The sequence below is a fragment of the Shewanella sp. MF05960 genome, assembly GCF_050849305.1.
Classification (GTDB): domain Bacteria; phylum Pseudomonadota; class Gammaproteobacteria; order Enterobacterales; family Shewanellaceae; genus Shewanella.
This window is the reverse complement of sequence record NZ_JBOZPS010000002.1, coordinates 308,385-328,862: the sequence shown is the minus strand read 5'-3', so window position 1 is coordinate 328,862 and position 20,478 is coordinate 308,385. Positions and strand designations below refer to the sequence as shown.

General features: G+C 43.4%; 19 protein-coding genes and 7 tRNA genes. 20 read left to right on the top strand and 6 right to left on the bottom strand.

Annotated elements, in window-relative coordinates; all coding sequences use genetic code 11:
- Positions 1 to 203 precede the first annotated feature (203 nt).
- Positions 204 to 1,628: a tRNA (N6-isopentenyl adenosine(37)-C2)-methylthiotransferase MiaB gene (gene miaB / locus ACROAE_RS03205; protein WP_432399467.1), complete on the bottom strand. Its 1,425-nt coding sequence runs from the start codon at positions 1,626 to 1,628 to the stop codon at positions 204 to 206.
- 452 nt (positions 1,629 to 2,080) lie between these two features.
- On the opposite strand from miaB, the gene ACROAE_RS03200 reads away from it, so the two are divergent.
- From ACROAE_RS03200 to ACROAE_RS03150, 11 genes are all read left to right on the top strand, one after another.
- Positions 2,081 to 3,313: an FAD-dependent monooxygenase gene (locus ACROAE_RS03200; protein ID WP_432399466.1), complete on the top strand. Its 1,233-nt coding sequence runs from the start codon at positions 2,081 to 2,083 to the stop codon at positions 3,311 to 3,313.
- A gap of 149 nt (positions 3,314 to 3,462) precedes the next feature.
- Positions 3,463 to 4,050, top strand: a complete 588-nt coding sequence (gene pth / locus ACROAE_RS03195) for an aminoacyl-tRNA hydrolase (protein ID WP_432399465.1) — start codon at positions 3,463 to 3,465, stop codon at positions 4,048 to 4,050.
- 78 nt (positions 4,051 to 4,128) lie between these two features.
- Positions 4,129 to 5,220 (top strand): redox-regulated ATPase YchF, encoded by a 1,092-nt coding sequence (gene ychF, locus ACROAE_RS03190; protein WP_432399464.1) that lies wholly within the window; start codon positions 4,129 to 4,131, stop codon positions 5,218 to 5,220.
- A gap of 204 nt (positions 5,221 to 5,424) precedes the next feature.
- Positions 5,425 to 5,501, top strand: a tRNA-Met gene (locus ACROAE_RS03185).
- A gap of 43 nt (positions 5,502 to 5,544) precedes the next feature.
- Positions 5,545 to 5,629, top strand: a tRNA-Leu gene (locus ACROAE_RS03180).
- A gap of 46 nt (positions 5,630 to 5,675) precedes the next feature.
- Positions 5,676 to 5,750: transfer RNA gene (locus tag ACROAE_RS03175), tRNA-Gln, on the top strand.
- A gap of 24 nt (positions 5,751 to 5,774) precedes the next feature.
- Positions 5,775 to 5,849 (top strand) — tRNA-Gln (locus ACROAE_RS03170).
- Positions 5,850 to 5,854: 5 nt separating this feature from the next.
- Positions 5,855 to 5,931, top strand: a tRNA-Met gene (locus ACROAE_RS03165).
- Positions 5,932 to 6,038: 107 nt separating this feature from the next.
- A tRNA-Leu gene (locus ACROAE_RS03160) sits at positions 6,039 to 6,123 on the top strand.
- Positions 6,124 to 6,167: 44 nt separating this feature from the next.
- Positions 6,168 to 6,242 (top strand) — tRNA-Gln (locus ACROAE_RS03155).
- 178 nt (positions 6,243 to 6,420) lie between these two features.
- The gene (locus tag ACROAE_RS03150) at positions 6,421 to 7,452 is read left to right on the top strand and encodes a patatin-like phospholipase family protein (protein ID WP_432399463.1); all 1,032 of its coding nucleotides are present in this window, start codon (positions 6,421 to 6,423) and stop codon (positions 7,450 to 7,452) included.
- 72 nt (positions 7,453 to 7,524) lie between these two features.
- Here the strand turns inward: ACROAE_RS03150 and ACROAE_RS03145 are convergent, their stop codons facing one another.
- From ACROAE_RS03145 to lolB, 3 genes are all read right to left on the bottom strand, one after another.
- Complete coding sequence (locus ACROAE_RS03145; protein WP_011636202.1) at positions 7,525 to 8,472, bottom strand: ribose-phosphate pyrophosphokinase; 948 nt, start codon at positions 8,470 to 8,472, stop codon at positions 7,525 to 7,527.
- 91 nt (positions 8,473 to 8,563) lie between these two features.
- Positions 8,564 to 9,436 carry a 4-(cytidine 5'-diphospho)-2-C-methyl-D-erythritol kinase gene (ispE, locus tag ACROAE_RS03140; protein ID WP_432399462.1) on the bottom strand — a complete coding sequence of 291 codons (873 nt, stop codon included), beginning with the start codon at positions 9,434 to 9,436 and terminating at the stop codon, positions 8,564 to 8,566.
- A gap of 40 nt (positions 9,437 to 9,476) precedes the next feature.
- Positions 9,477 to 10,088, bottom strand: coding sequence for a lipoprotein insertase outer membrane protein LolB (gene lolB, locus ACROAE_RS03135; RefSeq protein WP_432399461.1), 612 nt, complete (start codon positions 10,086 to 10,088; stop codon positions 9,477 to 9,479).
- A gap of 237 nt (positions 10,089 to 10,325) precedes the next feature.
- Between lolB and hemA the strand changes: the two genes are divergently transcribed.
- The 8 genes from hemA to ACROAE_RS03095 all read left to right on the top strand — a co-directional run bounded on the left by hemA (position 10,326) and on the right by ACROAE_RS03095 (position 18,179).
- Positions 10,326 to 11,576: a glutamyl-tRNA reductase gene (gene hemA, locus ACROAE_RS03130; protein ID WP_432399460.1), complete on the top strand. Its 1,251-nt coding sequence runs from the start codon at positions 10,326 to 10,328 to the stop codon at positions 11,574 to 11,576.
- Between the two features lie 14 nt (positions 11,577 to 11,590).
- Positions 11,591 to 12,676 carry a peptide chain release factor 1 gene (prfA, locus tag ACROAE_RS03125; RefSeq protein WP_432399459.1) on the top strand — a complete coding sequence of 362 codons (1,086 nt, stop codon included), beginning with the start codon at positions 11,591 to 11,593 and terminating at the stop codon, positions 12,674 to 12,676.
- A 9-nt stretch (positions 12,677 to 12,685) separates the two neighbouring features.
- Complete coding sequence (gene prmC / locus ACROAE_RS03120) at positions 12,686 to 13,540, top strand: peptide chain release factor N(5)-glutamine methyltransferase (RefSeq protein WP_432399458.1); 855 nt, start codon at positions 12,686 to 12,688, stop codon at positions 13,538 to 13,540.
- Between the two features lie 119 nt (positions 13,541 to 13,659).
- Positions 13,660 to 14,055 (top strand): SirB2 family protein, encoded by a 396-nt coding sequence (locus ACROAE_RS03115; protein WP_432399457.1) that lies wholly within the window; start codon positions 13,660 to 13,662, stop codon positions 14,053 to 14,055.
- A gap of 9 nt (positions 14,056 to 14,064) precedes the next feature.
- Complete coding sequence (locus ACROAE_RS03110) at positions 14,065 to 14,853, top strand: tetratricopeptide repeat protein (protein WP_432399456.1); 789 nt, start codon at positions 14,065 to 14,067, stop codon at positions 14,851 to 14,853.
- Positions 14,854 to 15,024: 171 nt separating this feature from the next.
- Positions 15,025 to 16,272, top strand: coding sequence for a DUF819 domain-containing protein (locus ACROAE_RS03105; protein WP_432399455.1), 1,248 nt, complete (start codon positions 15,025 to 15,027; stop codon positions 16,270 to 16,272).
- A gap of 17 nt (positions 16,273 to 16,289) precedes the next feature.
- Entirely contained in the window at positions 16,290 to 17,141 is an 852-nt protein-coding gene (kdsA, locus tag ACROAE_RS03100) for a 3-deoxy-8-phosphooctulonate synthase (RefSeq protein ID WP_432399454.1), read from the top strand.
- A gap of 165 nt (positions 17,142 to 17,306) precedes the next feature.
- Positions 17,307 to 18,179 (top strand): multidrug transporter, encoded by an 873-nt coding sequence (locus ACROAE_RS03095; RefSeq protein ID WP_432399453.1) that lies wholly within the window; start codon positions 17,307 to 17,309, stop codon positions 18,177 to 18,179.
- A gap of 55 nt (positions 18,180 to 18,234) precedes the next feature.
- Here ACROAE_RS03095 and ACROAE_RS03090 read toward each other — a convergent pair whose 3' ends face one another.
- Together ACROAE_RS03090 and ACROAE_RS03085 are read right to left on the bottom strand one after the other, a co-directional pair.
- Positions 18,235 to 19,197 (bottom strand): ketopantoate reductase family protein, encoded by a 963-nt coding sequence (locus ACROAE_RS03090; RefSeq protein ID WP_432399452.1) that lies wholly within the window; start codon positions 19,195 to 19,197, stop codon positions 18,235 to 18,237.
- Between the two features lie 25 nt (positions 19,198 to 19,222).
- A complete protein-coding gene (locus ACROAE_RS03085) occupies positions 19,223 to 19,579 on the bottom strand; it encodes a VanZ family protein (RefSeq protein WP_432399451.1) in 357 nt (118 codons plus the stop codon).
- Between the two features lie 359 nt (positions 19,580 to 19,938).
- Here ACROAE_RS03085 and ACROAE_RS03080 point away from each other — a divergent pair, with 359 nt between their 5' ends.
- Positions 19,939 to 20,424 (top strand): YajQ family cyclic di-GMP-binding protein, encoded by a 486-nt coding sequence (locus tag ACROAE_RS03080; protein ID WP_432399450.1) that lies wholly within the window; start codon positions 19,939 to 19,941, stop codon positions 20,422 to 20,424.
- Positions 20,425 to 20,478: the final 54 nt, after the last annotated feature.

Below are 20,478 nucleotides of genomic sequence, written 5' to 3'. Positions count from 1 at the left end.
GAGGTGTAGTTATTCTACATAAAAAGTCGATAACGCAGTAAAAATGGTCAACAAACGCTGCCCGAAGGGTTCGGCTAAAAACGTTTTACTCTTTGTTGAATGAATTTTGCTTAGATGACTAGGCATCAATCCATTCGCCTCGATTAAAATGTTTTTAACTCGAACAAAATTTAACCAGCAAAGACCAACAGGCCCTAATAGATTTATGGCTTGTAGTGGGTTACACCTAAAGCGTCATCTTGTTTGTGTTTAGCTAAAATATCAGACGGACGTAAACTGCGACGCAGATCCATTTCACTTTCGCCACGAATAAATTCGCCACGCAATGAGTTGGTGTACACGTCAACAATTTTCACATCAACAAAACTGCCAATGTGAGTGTGCGGCGCTTCAAAGTTCACCACACGACTGTTTTCAGTACGACCGCGAAGCTCCATTGGATTCTTTACTGAAGGCCCTTCAACTAAAATACGTTGCACAGTGCCTAGCATGTGGCGGCTGTAACGCATTGCTTGTTGGGTAATTCGGTCTTGTAAAATCGCTAAACGCTGCTTCTTTTCATCGTCGCTGACATTATCTGGTAAATCAGCCGCAGGCGTGCCTGGGCGCGCGCTGTAGATAAAGCTAAAGCTGTGATCAAACGCGACATCTTCAATAAGCTTCATGGTGTCAGCAAAATCATCTGCTGTTTCGCCCGGGAAGCCAATAATAAAGTCAGAACTGATTTGAATGTCAGGACGTGCTTTACGTAAACGGCGAATGATTGACTTGTATTCAATGGCCATGTGGCCGCGCTTCATTTGCGTTAAAATACGGTCAGAACCAGACTGTACCGGTAAATGTAAGAAGCTGACTAATTCAGGCGTGTCTTCGTACACATCAATAATGTCTTGGGTAAATTCAATCGGGTGGCTAGTGGTAAAGCGTAAACGATCGATACCGTCGATTGTAGCGATTAAACGCAACAATTCTGCAAAGGTGCAGATTTCATCGTCGTGAGTCGCACCGCGATAAGCATTAACGTTTTGGCCAAGCAAATTCACTTCGCGTACGCCTTGAGCCGCTAATTGAGCCACTTCAAGAATAATGTCATCTAATGGACGACTTACTTCTTCGCCGCGAGTATAAGGCACTACGCAGAAAGAACAGTATTTGCTACAACCTTCCATAATTGATACGAACGCAGTAGGGCCGTCAGCACGAGGCTCTGGTAAACGGTCAAACTTTTCAATCTCAGGGAAACTGATATCGATAACTGCTTTTTCGCCACGTTGGATCTGCTCGATCATCTCAGGTAAGCGATGTAAGGTTTGTGGACCAAAAATAATGTCGACGCATTGAGCGCGATCTTTAATGGCTTTACCTTCTTGTGAAGCTACACAACCACCAACCCCAATAATTAAATTAGGATTTTTGTCTTTTAAAGTTTTCCAACGCCCTAGCTGATGGAAAACCTTCTCCTGTGCTTTTTCACGAATAGAGCAAGTATTAAGCAGCAATACGTCTGCTTCGCTCGCGTCTTCGGTCAAGGTATAGCCTTGATAGTCGTCTAATAAATCAGCCATCTTAGATGAGTCGTACTCATTCATCTGACAGCCCCAGGTTTTAATATGAAGTTTTTTACTCATCAGTGCTCGCCGGTAAACAACAGTAAAAATAGCGCGATATTTTACCTGTTGTAAGGCGCTCTGGCTAGCACTAGTGCAAGTTTCGCTCGTTTAGCGGTAAAGTATTTGATAACCCTAAAAACTGTAATGTTTTAAGCCGTCAGATAAAACAGTATGTTTATGTTTATTAACGTCATGTTTAAGCAGTATATATTGACGTTATAGCGACATGATTAAAAGTTGGCTTAGGGCTAAATCACGATTAACGCAGTGCACCCTTTCCGTGGTTTATGGATATAGGGCATAATCAATCGTATACAAATGGGTTTGTAGAGTTCGATGACGTAAGCTTAAACGTTATCCTGGTTGCCACTTTATCGTCGTTAGCTCGCTTTTTGCGCGATGTCGCAAGATAAGGTACTCATACGGCAAATCACTAATCGATTAGGCACAATGCCAAACAGTTACTTTTTATGGATGTAGACACGATGCAAGATATTCCTCACGCTATGGATACGCAACCTTCAACTGAATACGATGTCGTGATTGTCGGCGGTGGTATGGTGGGCGCCGCGGCAGCGATTGGACTTGGACAACTAGGGTTAAAGGTCGCCGTTATCGAAGCGCGTGAACCACAAGCTTATGATCCTGAGCAGCCATTAGATGTGCGAGTATCGGCGATTAGTGTGGCATCCGAGCTGTTACTCACGCGTTTAGGCGTGATGGAGCAGTTATTAACGATGCGTCATGCTCCCTATAACGGCTTAGAAACCTGGGAAATGGACGGCTGCTTAACCTCTTTTACCGCTGAGCAAGTTGGCCAAACGCATTTAGGCTACTTTTTTGAAAATCGATTAATTCAATTGAGTTTGTGGCAGCAAATTCGCGCTATGGATAATGTTGACTTACTTTGTCCTCATAAAGTCAGCCAAATGACGCGGCATACTGCACTGCAAAAGATTGGGATTACCCTAGACGATGGCAGCCAACTGATCACTCGATTACTTGTTGGTGCCGATGGCGCGAATTCACAAGTGCGTCAATGGTCTGGTATTGGTGTTACTGGTTGGGATTATGCTCAATCAGCGATGTTAATCAATATTCAAACCCAAACGGAACAGCAGTCTGTTACCTGGCAACAATTTACGCCCGCAGGCCCAAGGAGTTTATTGCCGCTGCCTGGCAATAATGCATCACTGGTATGGTACGACGATGCTAATCGCATCAAACAGCTATCACAATTAAACCCGTTACAATTAGCCGAACAAATTAAACAGCACTTTCCGTCAAGGTTAGATCCCAACTTTAGCGTCGAAAATAGTGGCAGCTTTACCTTAACTCGTCGCCATGCGCAGCGATATTACCAGGATAACCTGGTCATTCTTGGCGACGCAGCCCACACCATTAATCCACTGGCAGGTCAGGGGGTTAATATTGGCTTTAAAGATGTCGACGTGCTGGTGGCGCAAGTCGCAAACGCAATAGGCAGTGGTGAAACATGGTGGGAAGCCCGAGTATTAAAGCGTTATCAACAAGCGCGTTATTACGATAATCAATTAATGATGACGGCGATGGACGCTTTTTATGCCAGCTTTAGCAATGACTTATTACCGCTTAAGTTATTGCGTAATGGCGCATTAAAACTGGCGAATATCGACTCACCCATAAAGCGTAAAGTCTTAAAGTACGCACTCGGGTTAAATTAACTCACATCGTGAGCGAAACTTGTGGTTTGTTGACAAGCCATTTGAGTGCTAAAATGCCGCGTTTTGCATCATGTGTACACCATTGGCCCTTTAAAAGGGGATTTTCGGTGCAGACGTGAGTCATTCGCAAATAAACTGACTAGGTTGTGATGAGTAACATTAAATTAATTGTTGGGTTGGCAAACCCAGGTGCTGAATACGCACAAACTCGCCATAATGCTGGCGCTTGGTACGTGCAGGAACTCGCACGTATTTGTAATGTTCCTTTAGTTGCAGAGAGTAAATATTTCGGTGTCACTGCGCGTGCTATTTTGCACGGTAGAGATGTGCGTTTATTGATCCCAACGACATTCATGAACTTAAGCGGTAAGTCTGTTGCCGCATTAGTCAACTTTTTCCGCATTTTGCCTGAAGAAATTTTAGTGGCCCATGATGAATTAGACATGGACCCCGGCGTAGCCAAATTTAAGTTAGGCGGCGGACATGGCGGACATAATGGTTTAAAAGACATTATTGCCAGTTTAGGTAACGACAAAAATTTCCATCGTTTGCGCATTGGCATTGGCCACCCAGGCGATAAAAATAAGGTTAGCGGTTACGTATTAGGCAGAGCTCCTGCTATTGATCAAGAGCGCATTAATGCGGCTATTGATGAAGCAGTGCGTTCAACCGAGATTTTATTTAACCAAGACATGGCGAAAGCCATGCACAGATTACATTCGTTTAAAGCAGAATAAGCTCAGCAAGTTTTGTTTTAACACCTCATTCGACATCATTATCCATTGGGATAATTCTACATATATAAAGGTAAGCATATGGGTTTTAAATGCGGCATTGTTGGTCTGCCAAACGTAGGTAAATCAACGCTGTTTAATGCGTTAACACAAGCGGGTATTGAAGCGGCAAACTTTCCGTTTTGTACTATTGAGCCAAACACGGGTGTGGTACCGGTACCAGATGCACGTCTTGATGCGTTAGCTGCTATTGTTAAACCTCAGCGTATTTTACCTACTTCTATGGAGTTCGTTGATATCGCAGGCCTTGTGGCCGGTGCATCGAAAGGTGAAGGATTAGGTAACAAATTTTTAGCTAACATTCGTGAAACGGATGCAATTGGTCACGTAGTACGTTGTTTTGAAGATCCGAACATTGTTCACGTAGCCAATAAAATCGACCCAGCTGGTGATATTGAAGTCATTAACACTGAATTGGCATTAGCTGACTTAGATGCATGCGAACGTGCTCTATTTCGTCAAGTCAAACGTGCTAAAGGCGGTGACGGTGATGCAAAATTTGAAGTCGCAGTACTTGAAAAAATGCGTCCAGTGTTAGACGAAGGAAAGATGTTGCGTTCGTTGGAATTAACTAAAGAAGAGTTAGCAGCTGTTGCTTACCTTAATTTCTTAACGATTAAGCCAACCATGTACATTGCTAACGTTGCTGATGATGGTTTTGAAAACAACCCTCACTTAGATGTTGTTCGTGCTATTGCGGCAACAGAAAATGCTATCGTTGTACCAGTATGTGCTGCTATTGAATCAGAACTTGCCGAAATGGAAGCTGAAGACCGTGCAGAATTTATGACAGACCTGGGTTTAGAAGAATCTGGTTTAGACCGGGTTATTCGTGCCGGTTACGAATTACTGAATCTGCAAACTTACTTTACTGCAGGTGTAAAAGAAGTGCGTGCATGGACAGTGCCTGTTGGCGCATCTGCTCCACAAGCGGCTGGTGTGATCCATACTGACTTTGAACGTGGCTTTATTCGCGCTCAAGTGATGGCATATGACGACTTTATTACCTTCAAAGGTGAAGCTGGCGCAAAAGAAGCCGGTAAATTGCGTGTTGAAGGTAAGACTTACATCGTTAAAGATGGCGATGTAATGCATTTCTTATTTAACGTATAAGCGTTATTAAGATTGCCAAAAGGGGCGTAACGCGAATATCGGGTTGTTAATTGGGTTTATTTTGTCGATTCGGCATCCAGTTTGGTGAAGTTATAGCCGAACAAGACGATTTGATGAAAATAGCGAAAAAAACCAGTTGACCTCGATAACCTGAATAAGCATAATACGCCCCGTTCCTCGCCAAGAGGGATTGCAAGAAGTAGTGGCAATATAGCTCAGTTGGTTAGAGCACAGCACTCATAATGCTGGGGTCGCAGGTTCAAATCCCGCTATTGCTACCATTACTTTGCACATCTTACTCAAGATGTAAAACAAGAGTGTTGTGCGGGAATGGTGAAATTGGTAGACACGCCAGATTTAGGTTCTGGTGCCGCAAGGTGTGAGAGTTCAAGTCTCTCTTCCCGTACCATTTATTAGAAAGGCTGGCTTAGGCGGGCATTTCAGAAAAGTTTGATTGGGATATCGCCAAGCGGTAAGGCACTGGGTTTTGATCTCAGCATTCCAAGGTTCGAATCCTTGTATCCCAGCCATTTATAAAGTAAGAAAAAGATTATTGGGATATCGCCAAGCGGTAAGGCACTGGGTTTTGATCTCAGCATTCCAAGGTTCGAATCCTTGTATCCCAGCCATCTTTGGCAATATAGCTCAGTTGGTTAGAGCACAGCACTCATAATGCTGGGGTCGCAGGTTCAAATCCCGCTATTGCTACCATTTTTACTCGGTAGAATGAGGGCTTTATCAAAGTACTTTATTATTGCCAGTAGAAATCAAAGTTTACTCTTAATAAAATTTGAGTATACTCTAAGTTAAAATTTGATGCGGGAATGGTGAAATTGGTAGACACGCCAGATTTAGGTTCTGGTGCCGCAAGGTGTGAGAGTTCAAGTCTCTCTTCCCGTACCATCAAATTTGTAACACCTCTGTTTTACAATAAATTGCTACACAATTGGGGTATCGCCAAGCGGTAAGGCACTGGGTTTTGATCTCAGCATTCCCAGGTTCGAATCCTGGTACCCCAGCCAAATTCTAAAAAGCCCGTCTTAATGACGGGCTTTTTGCTTTTTATTTTTTGATGTTTATTTTCAAATACGACAATTGATAGCCTTTTCCTATTAGCGCAATTGATTCTATCCATTATCTATCTTCGCGACAGTTCTTTAGACTTGCCTTATACAGTCAATTAGCAAGTATCAGGTCAATATGAACAGCCAAGCAACAACTCCAGACATCCCTTTAAAGCAAGCGTCACAGCCCATGACAGCTTTGATTGCTGAAGGCGGTGGACAGCGTGGTATTTTTACCGCGGGGGTATTAGATGCATGGTTAGACGCTGAATTTGATCCATTCGATCTGTTTATTGGCACTTCTGCTGGCTCGCAAAATCTCACCAGTTTTTTATCAAGACAAAAGGGTTACGCTAAACGTTTAATTCGGGGGTTGTCGCGTCATAAACGTTTCTATCAACTAGGCCGGGGGCTGGTCGGTGGCCATGTGGTGGATTTAGATTGGTACTTTGATAAAACCACTCATGGAAGTTTTGCGTTAGATTTTTCGGCAGCGGCAAAAACATTGGGTCAAAGACAATTATTGATCACCGCAACCAATGCAAGAGATCGTCAAGGGTACTTTTTAAGCCCTAGTGATGATAACAACCATTGGCGTGAACTGTTAAAGGCGTCGAGCGCATTACCGTTTCTTTATAAGCAAGGTGTAAAGTTAACGCCTTGGTTAGCATCTCATGCTGCAAACCAAAGCGAAGAGGATATGCAACCAATACAAGAAGACTTCTTTTTAGATGGTGGCTTAGCCGCGCCATTACCGGTGCGAGAAGCCTATCAACGTGGCGCGCGTAAAATTGTGGTGATCCGCACAGTAAATGCTGATTTTCAAGCGCAATCGGCTTGGGTGCATAAGCTTAAATCGTGGATTTGTGTCTCTGGATATTGCCCAAAAACCATTGATTACTTAGCTCAGCATGAGCAAGCGTATCAAGATGAGTTAGCGTTTATTGCTAATCCGCCAGACGATGTTGAGATTATCCAGATTTTTGCCAATGACACCTTACAAAGTAAATTATTGGGTAGCACTGATGCAGGCTTACTTCATGATTATCATACTGGTTTGGCAGCGGGTAAACTGTTTGTGCAACAACAAGAGGATAACGATATGATCTCTATCATGATGCAAAGCCAACAAGCTTCTATTGCATCTCAACAGGCGTTATCTGCTTAATAGGTATCAAAGGTCGTTAAAACAAAAAACGCACTCAATTGAGTGCGTTTTGCTGTTAACTAATCGGTTAGATTAGTGGCGGAACATCGCAGAGATAGACTCTTCGTTGCTCACGCGACGGATTGCTTCAGCAAGTACAGCTGACATAGTCAACTGAGTCACTTTAGCGACTTTAAGCATTTCAGGGCTTAAAGGTACCGTGTCGGTTACGATTACTTCATCAATCACTGAGTTCGCAATGTTTTCTGCAGCGTTACCCGAAAAAACTGGGTGGGTAGCATAAGCAAATACGCGATTAGCGCCATGCTCTTTTAATGCTTCAGCTGCTTTACATAATGTACCACCCGTGTCGATCATGTCATCAACAATGATGCAATCACGGCCTTGAACATCACCAATAATGTGCATGACCTGGGCAACGTTAGCTTGTGGGCGACGTTTATCGATAATCGCAAGATCTGAATCATCTAATAACTTAGCTACCGCACGAGCACGAACTACACCACCGATGTCTGGAGAAACCACTACTGGGTTTTCAAGTTTTTTAGCCAGCATGTCTTCAAGTAACACAGGGCTACCGAATACGTTATCAACTGGTACGTCGAAGAAACCTTGAATTTGTTCAGCGTGGAGATCGCACGTTAGTACGCGGTCAACACCAACACTAGACAAAAAGTCAGCAACTACTTTAGCGGTAATAGGTACACGGGCACTGCGTACACGACGGTCTTGACGAGCATAACCAAAGTACGGGATAACGGCAGTAATACGACCAGCAGACGCACGACGAAGTGCATCAACCATAACAATAAGCTCCATGAGGTTATCGTTGGTTGGTGCGCAAGTAGATTGAATGATAAACACATCCGCACCACGTACATTTTCGTTTATTTGAACACTGATTTCACCGTCGCTGAAACGGCCTACAACTGCATCGCCAAGTTTGCAAAATAAACGATCGGCTATCTTAGCGGCTAGATTTGGGGTAGCGTTACCAGCAAAGAGCTTGATGTCGGGCACTTTATGAACCTCAGGTGTTTGCTTAACTATTAAAGGCTAGATCAATTTTACGTGTTGTCACTCAAAACTGACCCAGAAGAAAAATATGTTGTTAGAGTTGCTCAAGCCGCGTTAATAACGGTGACTTGTTCATCCCTTTTGCGACAAAACCCTGCATATCGGCCGGTAATTCGGCTAAAGCGTCAAGGGCTTGCTGCGAATGTGTAAATTCCCCGAACACGCATGCACCTGTTCCGGTCATTCTCGACGGCGCATATTCTACCAGCCAGCTTAAGGCATTGGCAACTTGAGGGTACTGCGTTGTGACCAGTTTTTGGCAATCATTGGTCCATTTTTGTGTCATTAGGCTATTTAAATCTAACTTTGGGGTGTGGCGTGGTAAATCAGGATGCTGGAATATATCTTTAGTCGACACATGCACATCAGGGACTATCACTAAATACCAAGGTTCGTCTGGTTGTACCGTTACAAGCTGTTCTCCAACGCCTTCTGCAAAAGCGGATAAACCAGTAATAAAAACAGGTACATCGGCACCTAAAGCAAGCCCTATTTCTGCTAACTTTGATTGCGAAACATTGGTTCCCCAAAGGGCATTTAATGCGACAAGTGTGGTGGCTGCATCAGATGAACCTCCACCTAAACCACCGCCCATCGGCAATAATTTATTTAACCAAATATGCGCACCCCCTTTATATTGAGTGTAACGCTTAAGAGATTTTGCGGCTTTAAGAATTAAGTTATCGCTGTCTGCGACAGAATCACCTAAATTAGAGTGCAATACCAGCTCGGCAGAAGCGGTAACATGGAAATCGAGGTAATCACAATGGTCAATAAACTGAAATAGCGTCTGCAACTCATGATAACCATCAGAGCGCTGACCTGTTATGTGTAAAAATAAGTTAAGTTTTGCTGGCGCTGGCCAACTCTTAGATGCAAGTGATTTAAGTGAGCTGGTTGATTTCATATATTCACTACCTTGTTGATAGATCAATTTACCGGATTAACTATTGGGCTTTGATCTGAACCGCTGTCCATTGGTTACTTTGAATCTTGATTTGCACATCGTCACGCTCAATCTTTAATAACTTAGGGACGAGTGCACCGCTTTGCTGTTGCCAACTCATAAATGTCACATGCCAATCTGATTGTGGGTCTTGGCTGATTAGCTGCTTAATGGTGCCATCAGGATGATAGCTAAGAATATTATCATTGCTGCCCGTTTGCCCTGTGATCCACAGTGGTAAGCTGTCTAATGGGATTGACCAACCACTAATACCGGTTAATAAGTCTTGGGCACTGCGGTCATGATAAGTTTTTCCGTCGACGTCTAACGTCGCCATGCCTTGATTCGTTGTCAGTGTTAATACAGTAGTACCCAATACCGTGGTAAGACGTAGATCGTTTGCGGCTGGTTGATGCAACCAATAAAGGTTGGTGCTGAATTTATCATCCGCAGTTTTAACGGCAATTTTACCTTGAAGCTCCCACGATTTTGCTTGTGAGGCCTGGCTGACGTCTATAGGGGTAAATTGCTCAGACGGCGTGATAGTACAGCCTGTTAGTAATAACAGAGTGAAAATTACAGAGGTATGAAACGCTGATACTGATAAACGCAATGGCTTGCCTAACAGTTGCTGAAGATAGGCTTATGATACTGGGCTTACGCTATGATGTAAAAATGCTTTTCCAAAATTAATGTGATTTTAATCTAACGAATAAGACAATCACCTTATATCTAAGAAATAAAAAAATTAAACATTTATTCGGTTTTGTTAAGCCAATTGTGTTTTTAGTTGCTTCAATTCAGTAGAATAGCCTAATTAACGTCACCGAAAAGAACTTGATACAGTCAAATGAGCCTAGTAGCAATCGGGATAAACCATAAAACCGCCACGGTAGATTTGCGAGAAAAAGTCGCTTTCTCTCCAGACCGCATTCATGACGCCATGAAAAGCTTGGCGAGTCGCACTCGTACGGGTGAGGCTGTGATTGTGTCTACCTGTAATCGCACTGAACTGTACTGTAATAATGCCGATAAAAACGACATTATTGAATGGTTAGAAGACTATCATCAGCTTAACCATGAAGAATTGATGCCGTGCATTTATGCCTACGAAGAGCAAGTTGCTGTGAAGCATTTAATGCGCGTAGCCTCTGGATTAGATTCTTTAGTGTTAGGCGAACCACAGATTTTAGGTCAAGTGAAGCAAGCTTTTGTCAAAGCCAAAGAAGCGGGCACCACAGCCGCGACCATTGATCGCCTATTTCAAAATACCTTCTCAGTGGCCAAAAAAGTCCGTACTGATACAGAAATTGGTGCCGCAGCTGTGTCGGTAGCGTTTGCTGCCGTGAGCATGGCAAAGCATATTTTCTCGTCGTTGAGTACCACCAAAGTCTTGTTAATTGGTGCCGGTGAGACCATCGAGTTGGTTGCTAAGCATCTTAAAGACAATGGCGTTGCTTCAATGGTCGTGGCAAATCGCACAATTGAGCGTGCACAAGCCATGTGCGAAGAGTTCAATGCCACCGCCATTACCTTGCAACAAATACCAGACTTTCTCGCTAAAGCCGATATCGTGATATCCTCTACTGCAAGTCCATTACCGATTTTAGGTAAAGGCATGGTCGAAAAAGCATTAAAACAACGTCGCCATCAGCCGATGTTGTTAGTCGATATTGCAGTTCCGAGAGATATTGAAGCAGAAGTCGGTGAGTTAGACGACGCATTCCTTTATACTGTCGACGATCTGCATAGCATTATTGAACAGAACATGGCTTCACGTAAGGAAGCCGCCGAGCAAGCAGAATTAATTACTGAAGATCAATCGCACTTATTTATGGAGTGGATTAGGTCTTTAGAGTCAGTCGACAGTATTCGCGAATATCGCAGCCAGAGCTTGGCGATTAAAGATGAGTTAGTTGAGCGAGCCTTGAACAAATTGTCTCAAGGCGGTGATAGTGAGCAAGTGATAATCGAGTTAGCAAATAGGTTAACCAATCGCTTAATTCATTCTCCAACGCAATCGCTTACCTCAGCCAGTCGTCAAGGTGATTTGAATACAGTAGGCCTATTAAGAACTGCGCTTGGTTTAGATAAAAACTAAGGTTAGCGAGCTAAATGAAAGAATCCGTTATCCGCAAGCTAGAAGGCTTGCTTGAGCGTAATGAAGAAGTATTGGCATTACTGAGTGATGCAAGCGTGATTGCGGATCAAGACCGCTTCCGTGCGTTATCAAAAGAATACTCACAACTTGAAGATGTTGTGAGTAGTTTTAAGGCATTTCAACAAGCACAAAAAGATTTTGACTACGCCAAAGAAATGCTTGAAGAAGACGATGCTGACATGCGCGAAATGGCGCAAGAAGAGTACAAATCATCTAAGCAAACACTTGAAAAGCTTGAAGATGAATTGCAAGTGTTGCTATTGCCGACTGATCCTAACGACGACACTAACGCGTTCTTAGAGATCCGTGCTGGTGCGGGTGGCGATGAAGCCGCTATTTTTGCTGGCGACTTATACCGTATGTATTCACGTTTTTGTGAAGCAAACCGCTGGCAAATGGAAGTCATGAACCTTAACGAAGGTGAACATGGCGGCTTTAAAGAAATTATTGTTAAAGTGAGCGGCGACGGTGCCTACGGTAAACTAAAGTTTGAGTCTGGCGGACATCGAGTTCAACGTGTACCAGAAACTGAATCTCAAGGTCGTGTCCACACATCTGCATGTACGGTAGTGGTATTACACGAAGTGCCAGAAGCCGAAGCAATTTCAATTAACCCAGCCGATCTTAAAGTCGATACTTTCCGCGCATCAGGCGCGGGTGGTCAGCACGTTAACAAAACGGATTCAGCGATTCGTATCACCCATATTCCATCAGGCATTATTGTTGAATGTCAGGATCAGCGCTCTCAGCACAAAAACCGCGCCCAAGCGATGAGTGTGTTGGCTGCACGTATTCAAGCGGTTGAAGATGAAAAGCGTCGTAGTGCTGAAGAAACAACACGTCGTAGTCTGGTTGCCAGTGGCGATCGTTCAGAGCGCATCAGAACGTATAACTACCCACAAGGCCGTGTGAGCGATCACCGCATAAACTTAACCTTATATCGCTTAAACGAAGTGATGGAAGGTGACTTAAATGCGTTACTTGATCCTATCATGTTAGAACATCAAGCAGACATGCTTGCCGCTCTCGCCGACGATTAAGGAGTGAACTTGCCTCAGTCTTCGTATTCAACTATCGCTGAAGCCCTGCAATGGGCTTATTCGCAATTAGCGGCAACCTCAGAATCTGCACACGTAGATGCTGAGGTGTTGTTATTGCATTGTTTGAATAAAAATCGCAGCTTTTTATATACTTGGCCTGAAAGGCAACTCACTAGCGATCAATTTAAAGCGTTTAGCCAGATGGTGGCCAAACGTCAAAGTGGCTCGCCTGTGGCGCACATTATTGGCGAACGTGAGTTTTGGTCATTGCCTTTTATCGTCAATGACTCAACCCTCATCCCCAGACCCGATACTGAAATTTTAGTCGAAACCGCACTGAATTTAACATTGCGCCATAATGCGAAAGTGTTGGATTTAGGGACGGGCACTGGTGCCATAGCATTATCTCTAGCGTCAGAACGACCAAAGTGGCGTATTACCGCCATCGATAATGTCCCTGGGGCCGTTGAATTAGCGAAAGCGAATCGCGCTAATTTAAACTTACCTGACGTTGAGATTATTCAATCTAATTGGTTTTCATCGGTTGAACACCGCGACTTTGACTTAATTGTGTCAAATCCACCGTACATTGATGAAACAGATGAACACCTCAACATGGGCGACGTGCGCTTTGAACCACAAAGTGCGCTCACTGCCGCCGATCATGGTTATGCGGATTTATTCCACATCGCCGATATTGCGCGTTCGCACTTATTAGCGGGTGGTTATTTATTGCTTGAGCATGGTTATGAGCAAGCAATCATCGTTCGCGAAAAACTCATCGAGTTAGGCTATCAAAACGTCGCTACCGTGCGCGATTTTGGCAGTAACGATCGTTGCACCCTAGGCCAATGGGTCGATTAATTATCAACATTTGCGGGTAAACTTCCTTAAACATGCTTAACGACCATCACATTGGTATCCGTTAGGCTGTTCGAGTACACTAGCCGCGATTTTATTTATTATCTTAAGAGACTTTAGTAATGGAAACATTTTACAGTTTATATCCAGCGGTAAAACACTCTCACATGCTGTTAGTCGCATTAAGTGTCATCTTCTTTATTGCGCGTTTTGTGCTGCATTTACGTCAGTCTCCTATTATGGAGAAAAAGTTTGTCAAAGTGGCGCCACATGTCATTGATACTTTTTTACTACTGTCTGGTTTTACGCTTTGCTTTATGATCAAGCAGTATCCATTTGTCGACCCGTGGATGACAGAGAAAATCATCTGTGTGGTGGCGTATATTGCATTAGGGATTATGGCGCTCAAATCTAACCGTAATAAGCTGTTTAAGTTTTTTGCTTTTATCGGTGCGATTGGTTGGGTAGTGTTAGCGGCCAAGCTGGCTCATTTTAAACAAGTCGTATTCGTGGGTTAATTGGTTTTAATGGCAAAATATCTTCTTAACGATGCAGTTTCGATCCCTGAAACTGCATTTGAGCTTTCTGAACACCTTGGTTTTTCAAAGTCTAAACCTGCTATGTGGGCTTGGTATGAAATGTCAGGGGCGGTGCTCAGCCATTACGTGGTTGACCAACAGACCCGTTTGCAAGGTTTGTTTAATTGGTTTTACAAAGACTTAGGCTTTTGCGCCCGTGACAATTACTTTAGTGTTGAAGCCGCCGACTTAAGTTACTGCGTGTTAAAGCGTCAGGGCAATAGCACAACACTCTCGATATTATTGATTTTATTAGCAAAACAACTTGATTTGAAATTAGAGGCTATATTACTCCCAGGTAATACGGTATTAAAAAGTCAGGTGAGTGATGTGATTAAATATCACGACCCATTAACGGGTAAAGAGCTTGATCGCCATCAATTGCACGCTTTAGTCCGTGGTGAAATGGGCAATGCGGCTAAATTGAAGCCTAGTCATTTAAAACCTGCAACCTTAAAACGCTTAATCAGCCGTATGTTGCATGAGTTAAAGGCTGGCTGCATAGTGAATCAAAAATTTGAGTCGGCTATGGAGTGTTGTAATTTGTTATTGCAATGGCACCCAGATGATGTGCACTTAAACCGTGAACGGGCTTTTATTGCCCAGCAGTTAGGGTGCATTAAAGTGGCGATTTCTGACTTGCAACATTTTATTGATTTGAGCCCGCACGATCCGGTTGTTGAGCTGGTTAAGATTCAATTAAAAGAGTTGAGTCAACATACCCAGGTTTACCATTAAGTTGATGAGTTAAATGCGCTGTTTTATTGAATAAAGCAGCGCAATATAATAATAGGCTGTAAAAGCCAGTTCTAATCAACATAAAAATAAACATAAAAATCATCAAAAATGATTTAACGTAATGATAATTATAACTATTATAAATATTGCTTTTGCAAGGGAGAATACTGCATGACCACGTCAGCTATGGTGAGCAATGATGCCACCGCACTGGGTTTACTCGCCGTTATTTTAGGTTTTGTGTTTTATACCAGTTCATCGCCACATCCATTTTGGCAAAAGTTTTACAAATATATCCCCGCGTTATTATTGTGCTATTTCTTACCTTCTTTGCTTAATACCTTTGGTGTGGTCGACGGCCACACATCACAATTATATTTTGTTGCTTCACGCTATTTACTTCCAGCGTGTTTAGTTTTGCTTATTTTAAGTGTCGATTTAAAAGCCATTTTAGGCCTTGGCCCTAAAGCGGTGATCATGTTTTTAACCGGTACGCTGGGTATTGTTATCGGCGGCCCGATTGCCTTACTGCTTGTGTCGATGATTGACCCAAGCTTAATTGGTAACAATGGCCCAGATGCTGTTTGGCGTGGTATGACTACGCTGGCTGGTAGTTGGATTGGTGGTGGTGCAAACCAGGCCGCCATGAAAGAGATATATGAAGTAGGCGGCGAGATTTTCTCTGTTATGGTGACGGTCGATGTGATTGTGGCCAACATTTGGATGGCCGTATTGTTGTTTATGGCATCAAAAGCCAAAGAGATTGATGCTAGAACCGGTGCCGACACCACTGCGATTGAAGCCTTAAAAGAAAAAGTAGAAAAATACCACGCTGAAAACTCTCGCATTCCATCACTGCGCGACATTATGATGATTGTGGCTGTCGGTTTTGGTGTCACAGGTTTTGCCCATTTTGCCGCTGACTTTTTAGGGCCGTTTTTTGAAGCGAATTACCCATGGACAGAAGATTACAGCTTAACCTCTAAGTTTTTCTGGTTAGTGGTGATCGTGACTACCGTTGGTTTGGGTCTTTCATTTAGCCCAGTGCGTCACCTAGAAGCTGCCGGTGCGTCTAAAATTGCTTCGGCATTTTTATACATTTTAGTGGCAACGATTGGTTTGCATATGGACGTGTCCAAAATAATGGATACGCCAATTTACTTCCTCGTCGGTGTGGTGTGGATGTTAGTACACGCAAGCTTGATGCTACTAGTGGCTAAACTCATTAAAGCGCCATTGTTCTATATGGCGGTGGGCAGCCAGGCTAACGTTGGCGGCGCGGCTTCTGCCCCTGTTGTGGCTGCGGCATTCCACCCTGCGCTTGCGCCAGTAGGAGTATTGTTAGCGGTATTTGGTTATGCATTAGGTACCTACATGGCATGGCTATGTGGTCAGTTATTACAAGTTGTCGCAGGTTAATGCGCAAAGAGGTTCAAATGGATCAAAAAATTATTCAGTTAGTTAATGACATTCAAGTGGCCAATGACAAGCCGTTTGTACTATTTGGTGGCATGAATGTGCTTGAGTCTCGCGACTTAGCCATGTCGATTGCAGAGCACTATGTTGAAGTGACCCAAAAACTGGGCATTCCATATGTGTTTAAAGCGTCATTTGACAAAGCGAACCGTTCATCGGTTAATTCATACCGTGGCCCGGGTATGGAAGAAGGCTTACGTATTTTTGAAGAGATTAAATCAACTTTCAATGTGCCATTAATCACCGACGTGCACGAAGTGCATCAATGTGCACCAGTTGCCGAAGTGGTCGATATTATTCAGCTGCCAGCGTTTTTAGCTCGTCAAACCGATTTAGTGGTGGCGATGGCAAAAACCGGCGCTGTGATCAATGTGAAAAAACCGCAATTTTTAGCACCACATGAAATGCGTCATATCATCACCAAATTTAATGAAGCCGGTAACGACAACATTATTTTGTGTGAACGTGGCAGCAGCTTTGGCTATAACAACCTCGTGGTAGACATGTTGGGTATGGACGAAATGAAGCAAACCGGTTATCCGGTCATCTTTGATGCGACTCATGCATTACAGCGCCCTGGTGGACGAGCAGACTCAGCTGGTGGCCGTCGTGCACAAGCGACTGAGCTGGCACGCAGTGGCATGGCGTTAGGCTTAGCAGGCTTGTTTATTGAAGCGCATCCTGATCCAGATAATGCAAAATGTGATGGCCCGTGTGCATTGCCACTGCATTTGCTAGAAAAGTATCTTACTCAGATGAAAGCTGTCGATGACTTGGTTAAATCATTTGAGTTTATTGATACCAGCAAGTAAGACACCGTTATTAACAATGAATAAAGAAGAGAACAGGCAAGTTGAGTTTTAATCAATTTACACCGTAATCTGTGTCTTTTCATTGTGGTAAACAGTAATCTGGTTGCCCTTGTATAAGCCCTGACTTTTTACAAAGTTGGGGCTTTTGTTTTTCTGGATGTAACGATGTGGATTTTATTTACCTTCCTTGCTGCATTTATGCAGGCTTGGCGCAATGCCTTTCAAAGTAAGCTGAGTAAAGAGGTTAGTGTTGCTGGAGTCACGCTCGCTCGATTCATTTGGGCAGGGCCGATAGCCGCAGCGTATTTATTTAGCTTGCATCAATACCAGCCCGCAGCGATGCCAGATTTTGGCGCGACATTTTGGGGCTTTGTCATTGGCGCCTCATCAATGCAAATTCTTGCTACTGGCTTAATGGTTAAGCTGTTCAAAATGCAAAACTTTGCTATAGGGGCAGGGCTAGCAAAGAGTGAGGCATTAGTTGCCGCGATCCTTGGGGTGTTCTTCTTCGGCACCCAATTGTCACTACTTGGTTGGGCTGGCGTTGTGGTGGGCGGTATTGCGATTATGCTGCTCAGCAGTAAACAAGGATTCAAACAATTATCACTTAAAACCGTGTTGTTAGGTTTAGCCTGTGGCAGTGCGTTTGCCTTAACATCCCTTTGGGTGCGCGAAGCAAGTTTAGCCCTACAAGGGCCGTTTACTCATCGTGCAGCATGGGTGTTGTTGTGGGTTATTAGTATTCAAACGGTTGTGCTGATAGCTTATTTACTGGCAAAAGATAAAACAACACTAGTCGCGCTGTGGAAAAGGCCAGCACTCACGTTATCCATAAGCATCACCAGTTGTATTGGCTCAATTGGTTGGTTTAGCGCTATGTCGTTACAAGCGGTGCCCTATGTCAAAACTCTGGGGCAAGTGGAAGTGTTTTTTACGCTGATTATTGCGGCGTTTTGGCTTAAGGATAAAGTCAAAATCAACGATGTCGCTGGCTTGGTGCTCATTGCAATCGCCGCTATTTTGGTGATGTGGAGTTAATGGCGACATCAGATAAATGGTTATAGATGAAGATTGGCTAAGGTGAGCAAGACTATCAAGAAGGGTTAAGTTGTAAAACTTGCTCGAGTAGCTGTTGATTATGCGGGACCGCTAATCTGTGCAGTTGTGCTTGCTGGCAAATATAGCCATTAATGTAGTTGATTTCAGTGGCTCGATGATGGGCCACATCTTGATACATAGATGAGTAGTTAGCCGCTGTGAGCTTAATGACTTGATACACTCTGGCGCTTATCAAGACGGGATCTAACTCAATCCCATCGCATTTGGCGACGTGTACTAACTCCTCAATAATAGCAGCAATTTGCAGCCAATACTCATCATTGGCTAATTGACCATTAGCACAATGATGCAGCGCGGTTAATGGGTTAATTACCGCATTAATTGCCAGCTTTTGCCACAATACTGCTAATACCGGTTGATGCCATTCAAGCGCTTGATTGTCTCGATGCAATCCATCCATTCGCGCTTTTAGCCCTGCGCTTAATTCACTGCCACAATAATAGCCCAGTTGAGTGACCCCAAATCCGGTGTGCTTAATATGCCACTGGCTAATTTTTAATGCCGCTTGTGATGTCGTGCCTAGTGTTAAGCCTTGGCTTGGATGTGGCGCTAGCGCCTCAGCAACCACTAAATGCGGCCCCAAACCATTATGCAATAATACAATATGGCACAGTGGTGATAATTTATTAAGCAGCGGCAGCAGGGCGGTTGCAACTTGATACGCTTTAACGCACACCAGTAACAAACTGACCTCAGCAAGACGAGGATCGTTTGTCCCCAATATCAAAGCATCGCTGCTATGAGTGAGCCCACTATGGTCAGTAAACTGTAATTGTTGTTGCTGAGTATGCGGCTGGCGGCCAATTAAGGCTGTGTCGTTACCTGGTAGGGCGCTGTCGCTATGGCAAAGCTGGTGATACATTAACTGACCTATTGCGCCCGCTCCCAGTATGGCGATATTGGGCGAGTTGGATGGTATTGTTAATGTATTTGCCATCATCAGGCCTTATAGTGATGCGTAATTAAGGCTTATTTCTTAATTTACGATATTGTAATATCGAAAAATTAAGCAGATAAAATAAAGCGATACCAGCAAAGTCGGCAGCGACATCGCCAACCGAAGCACTGCGATAAGGTAAGCGAGATTGCACAAGCTCAATCAAAATGGCGTAGCTGCCTAATGCGGCACATAAATAATACCATTTTGGTTTAAAGGCGTAGTGTGCAAGATACGAGAGAGCAAAAAAGCTGCCCAAGTGGCCCACTTTATCCATATGAGAAAAAGTTTGTGGGTAGTTCGGTTTAGAGAAAACTAAATAGCTGGTCACAATTACGGCGACAACTAACGCAAGTTTAAACATGTTTTTGTAAGTGATCACGAGCGTTACATCAGCCTTGTGAAACGAAAATATGCTTAATAATAAGAAACCTGTTTGATATTGTCACGAATAAACCACTAAACTCGTTCATAATTGTTCAATTAGCGTGTTTTTCAGTCTTAAGAATGGCTATCGACTATTGATAAAATCCAATGATAATGGGCATTAATGATACTTTTGTGGCAAAAACACCCACTTAGTTATTTTTTGTTAATCAAGTAAATCTTTGCCACAATTTTGCGAAAGTAGGCCGGTTAGATTTGCACGTTACTATCCCGTTAAATCTACCTAGTGTAAAATAAACTAAACCATGAGCGTTTGGGTGAATAACCCGATGAAGTATCAAAGAGGAAAGCAACATGCCATCTATGGATGTAATATCAGAAATTGATGAAGAAGAACTACGTAACGCAGTAGAAAACTCCCGTCGTGAAGTGTCTAGCCGATTTGATTTACGTGGTAAAGAAATAGAAATTGATTTGAAAGATAATGTTGTCACTTTAAAAGCAGAAGATGACTTTATTTGTAAGCAATTAGTCGACATATTGCGCATGCAGCTCAGTAAACGTAATGTTGACCCATCTGCAATGGAAGTTGACGACAAGGCAATACATAGTGGTAAAACCTTCAGTTTAAAAGTCAATTTTAAGCAGGGTATTGATACGTTGGTAGCCAAAAAGCTGGTTAAAGCGATCAAAGACAGCAAGCTTAAAGTGCAGTCAGCCATTCAAGGCGACAAAGTCCGCATAACCGGCAAAAAACGTGATGATTTACAAGCCGTAATGCGATTGGCTAAAGAGTCAGAATTAGGCCAACCGTTTCAGTTTGATAACTTTAAAGATTAATTCTTAAAGCGACTCATGCCTTAGCGTTAAACGCCGAAATAAAAAGCCGATACG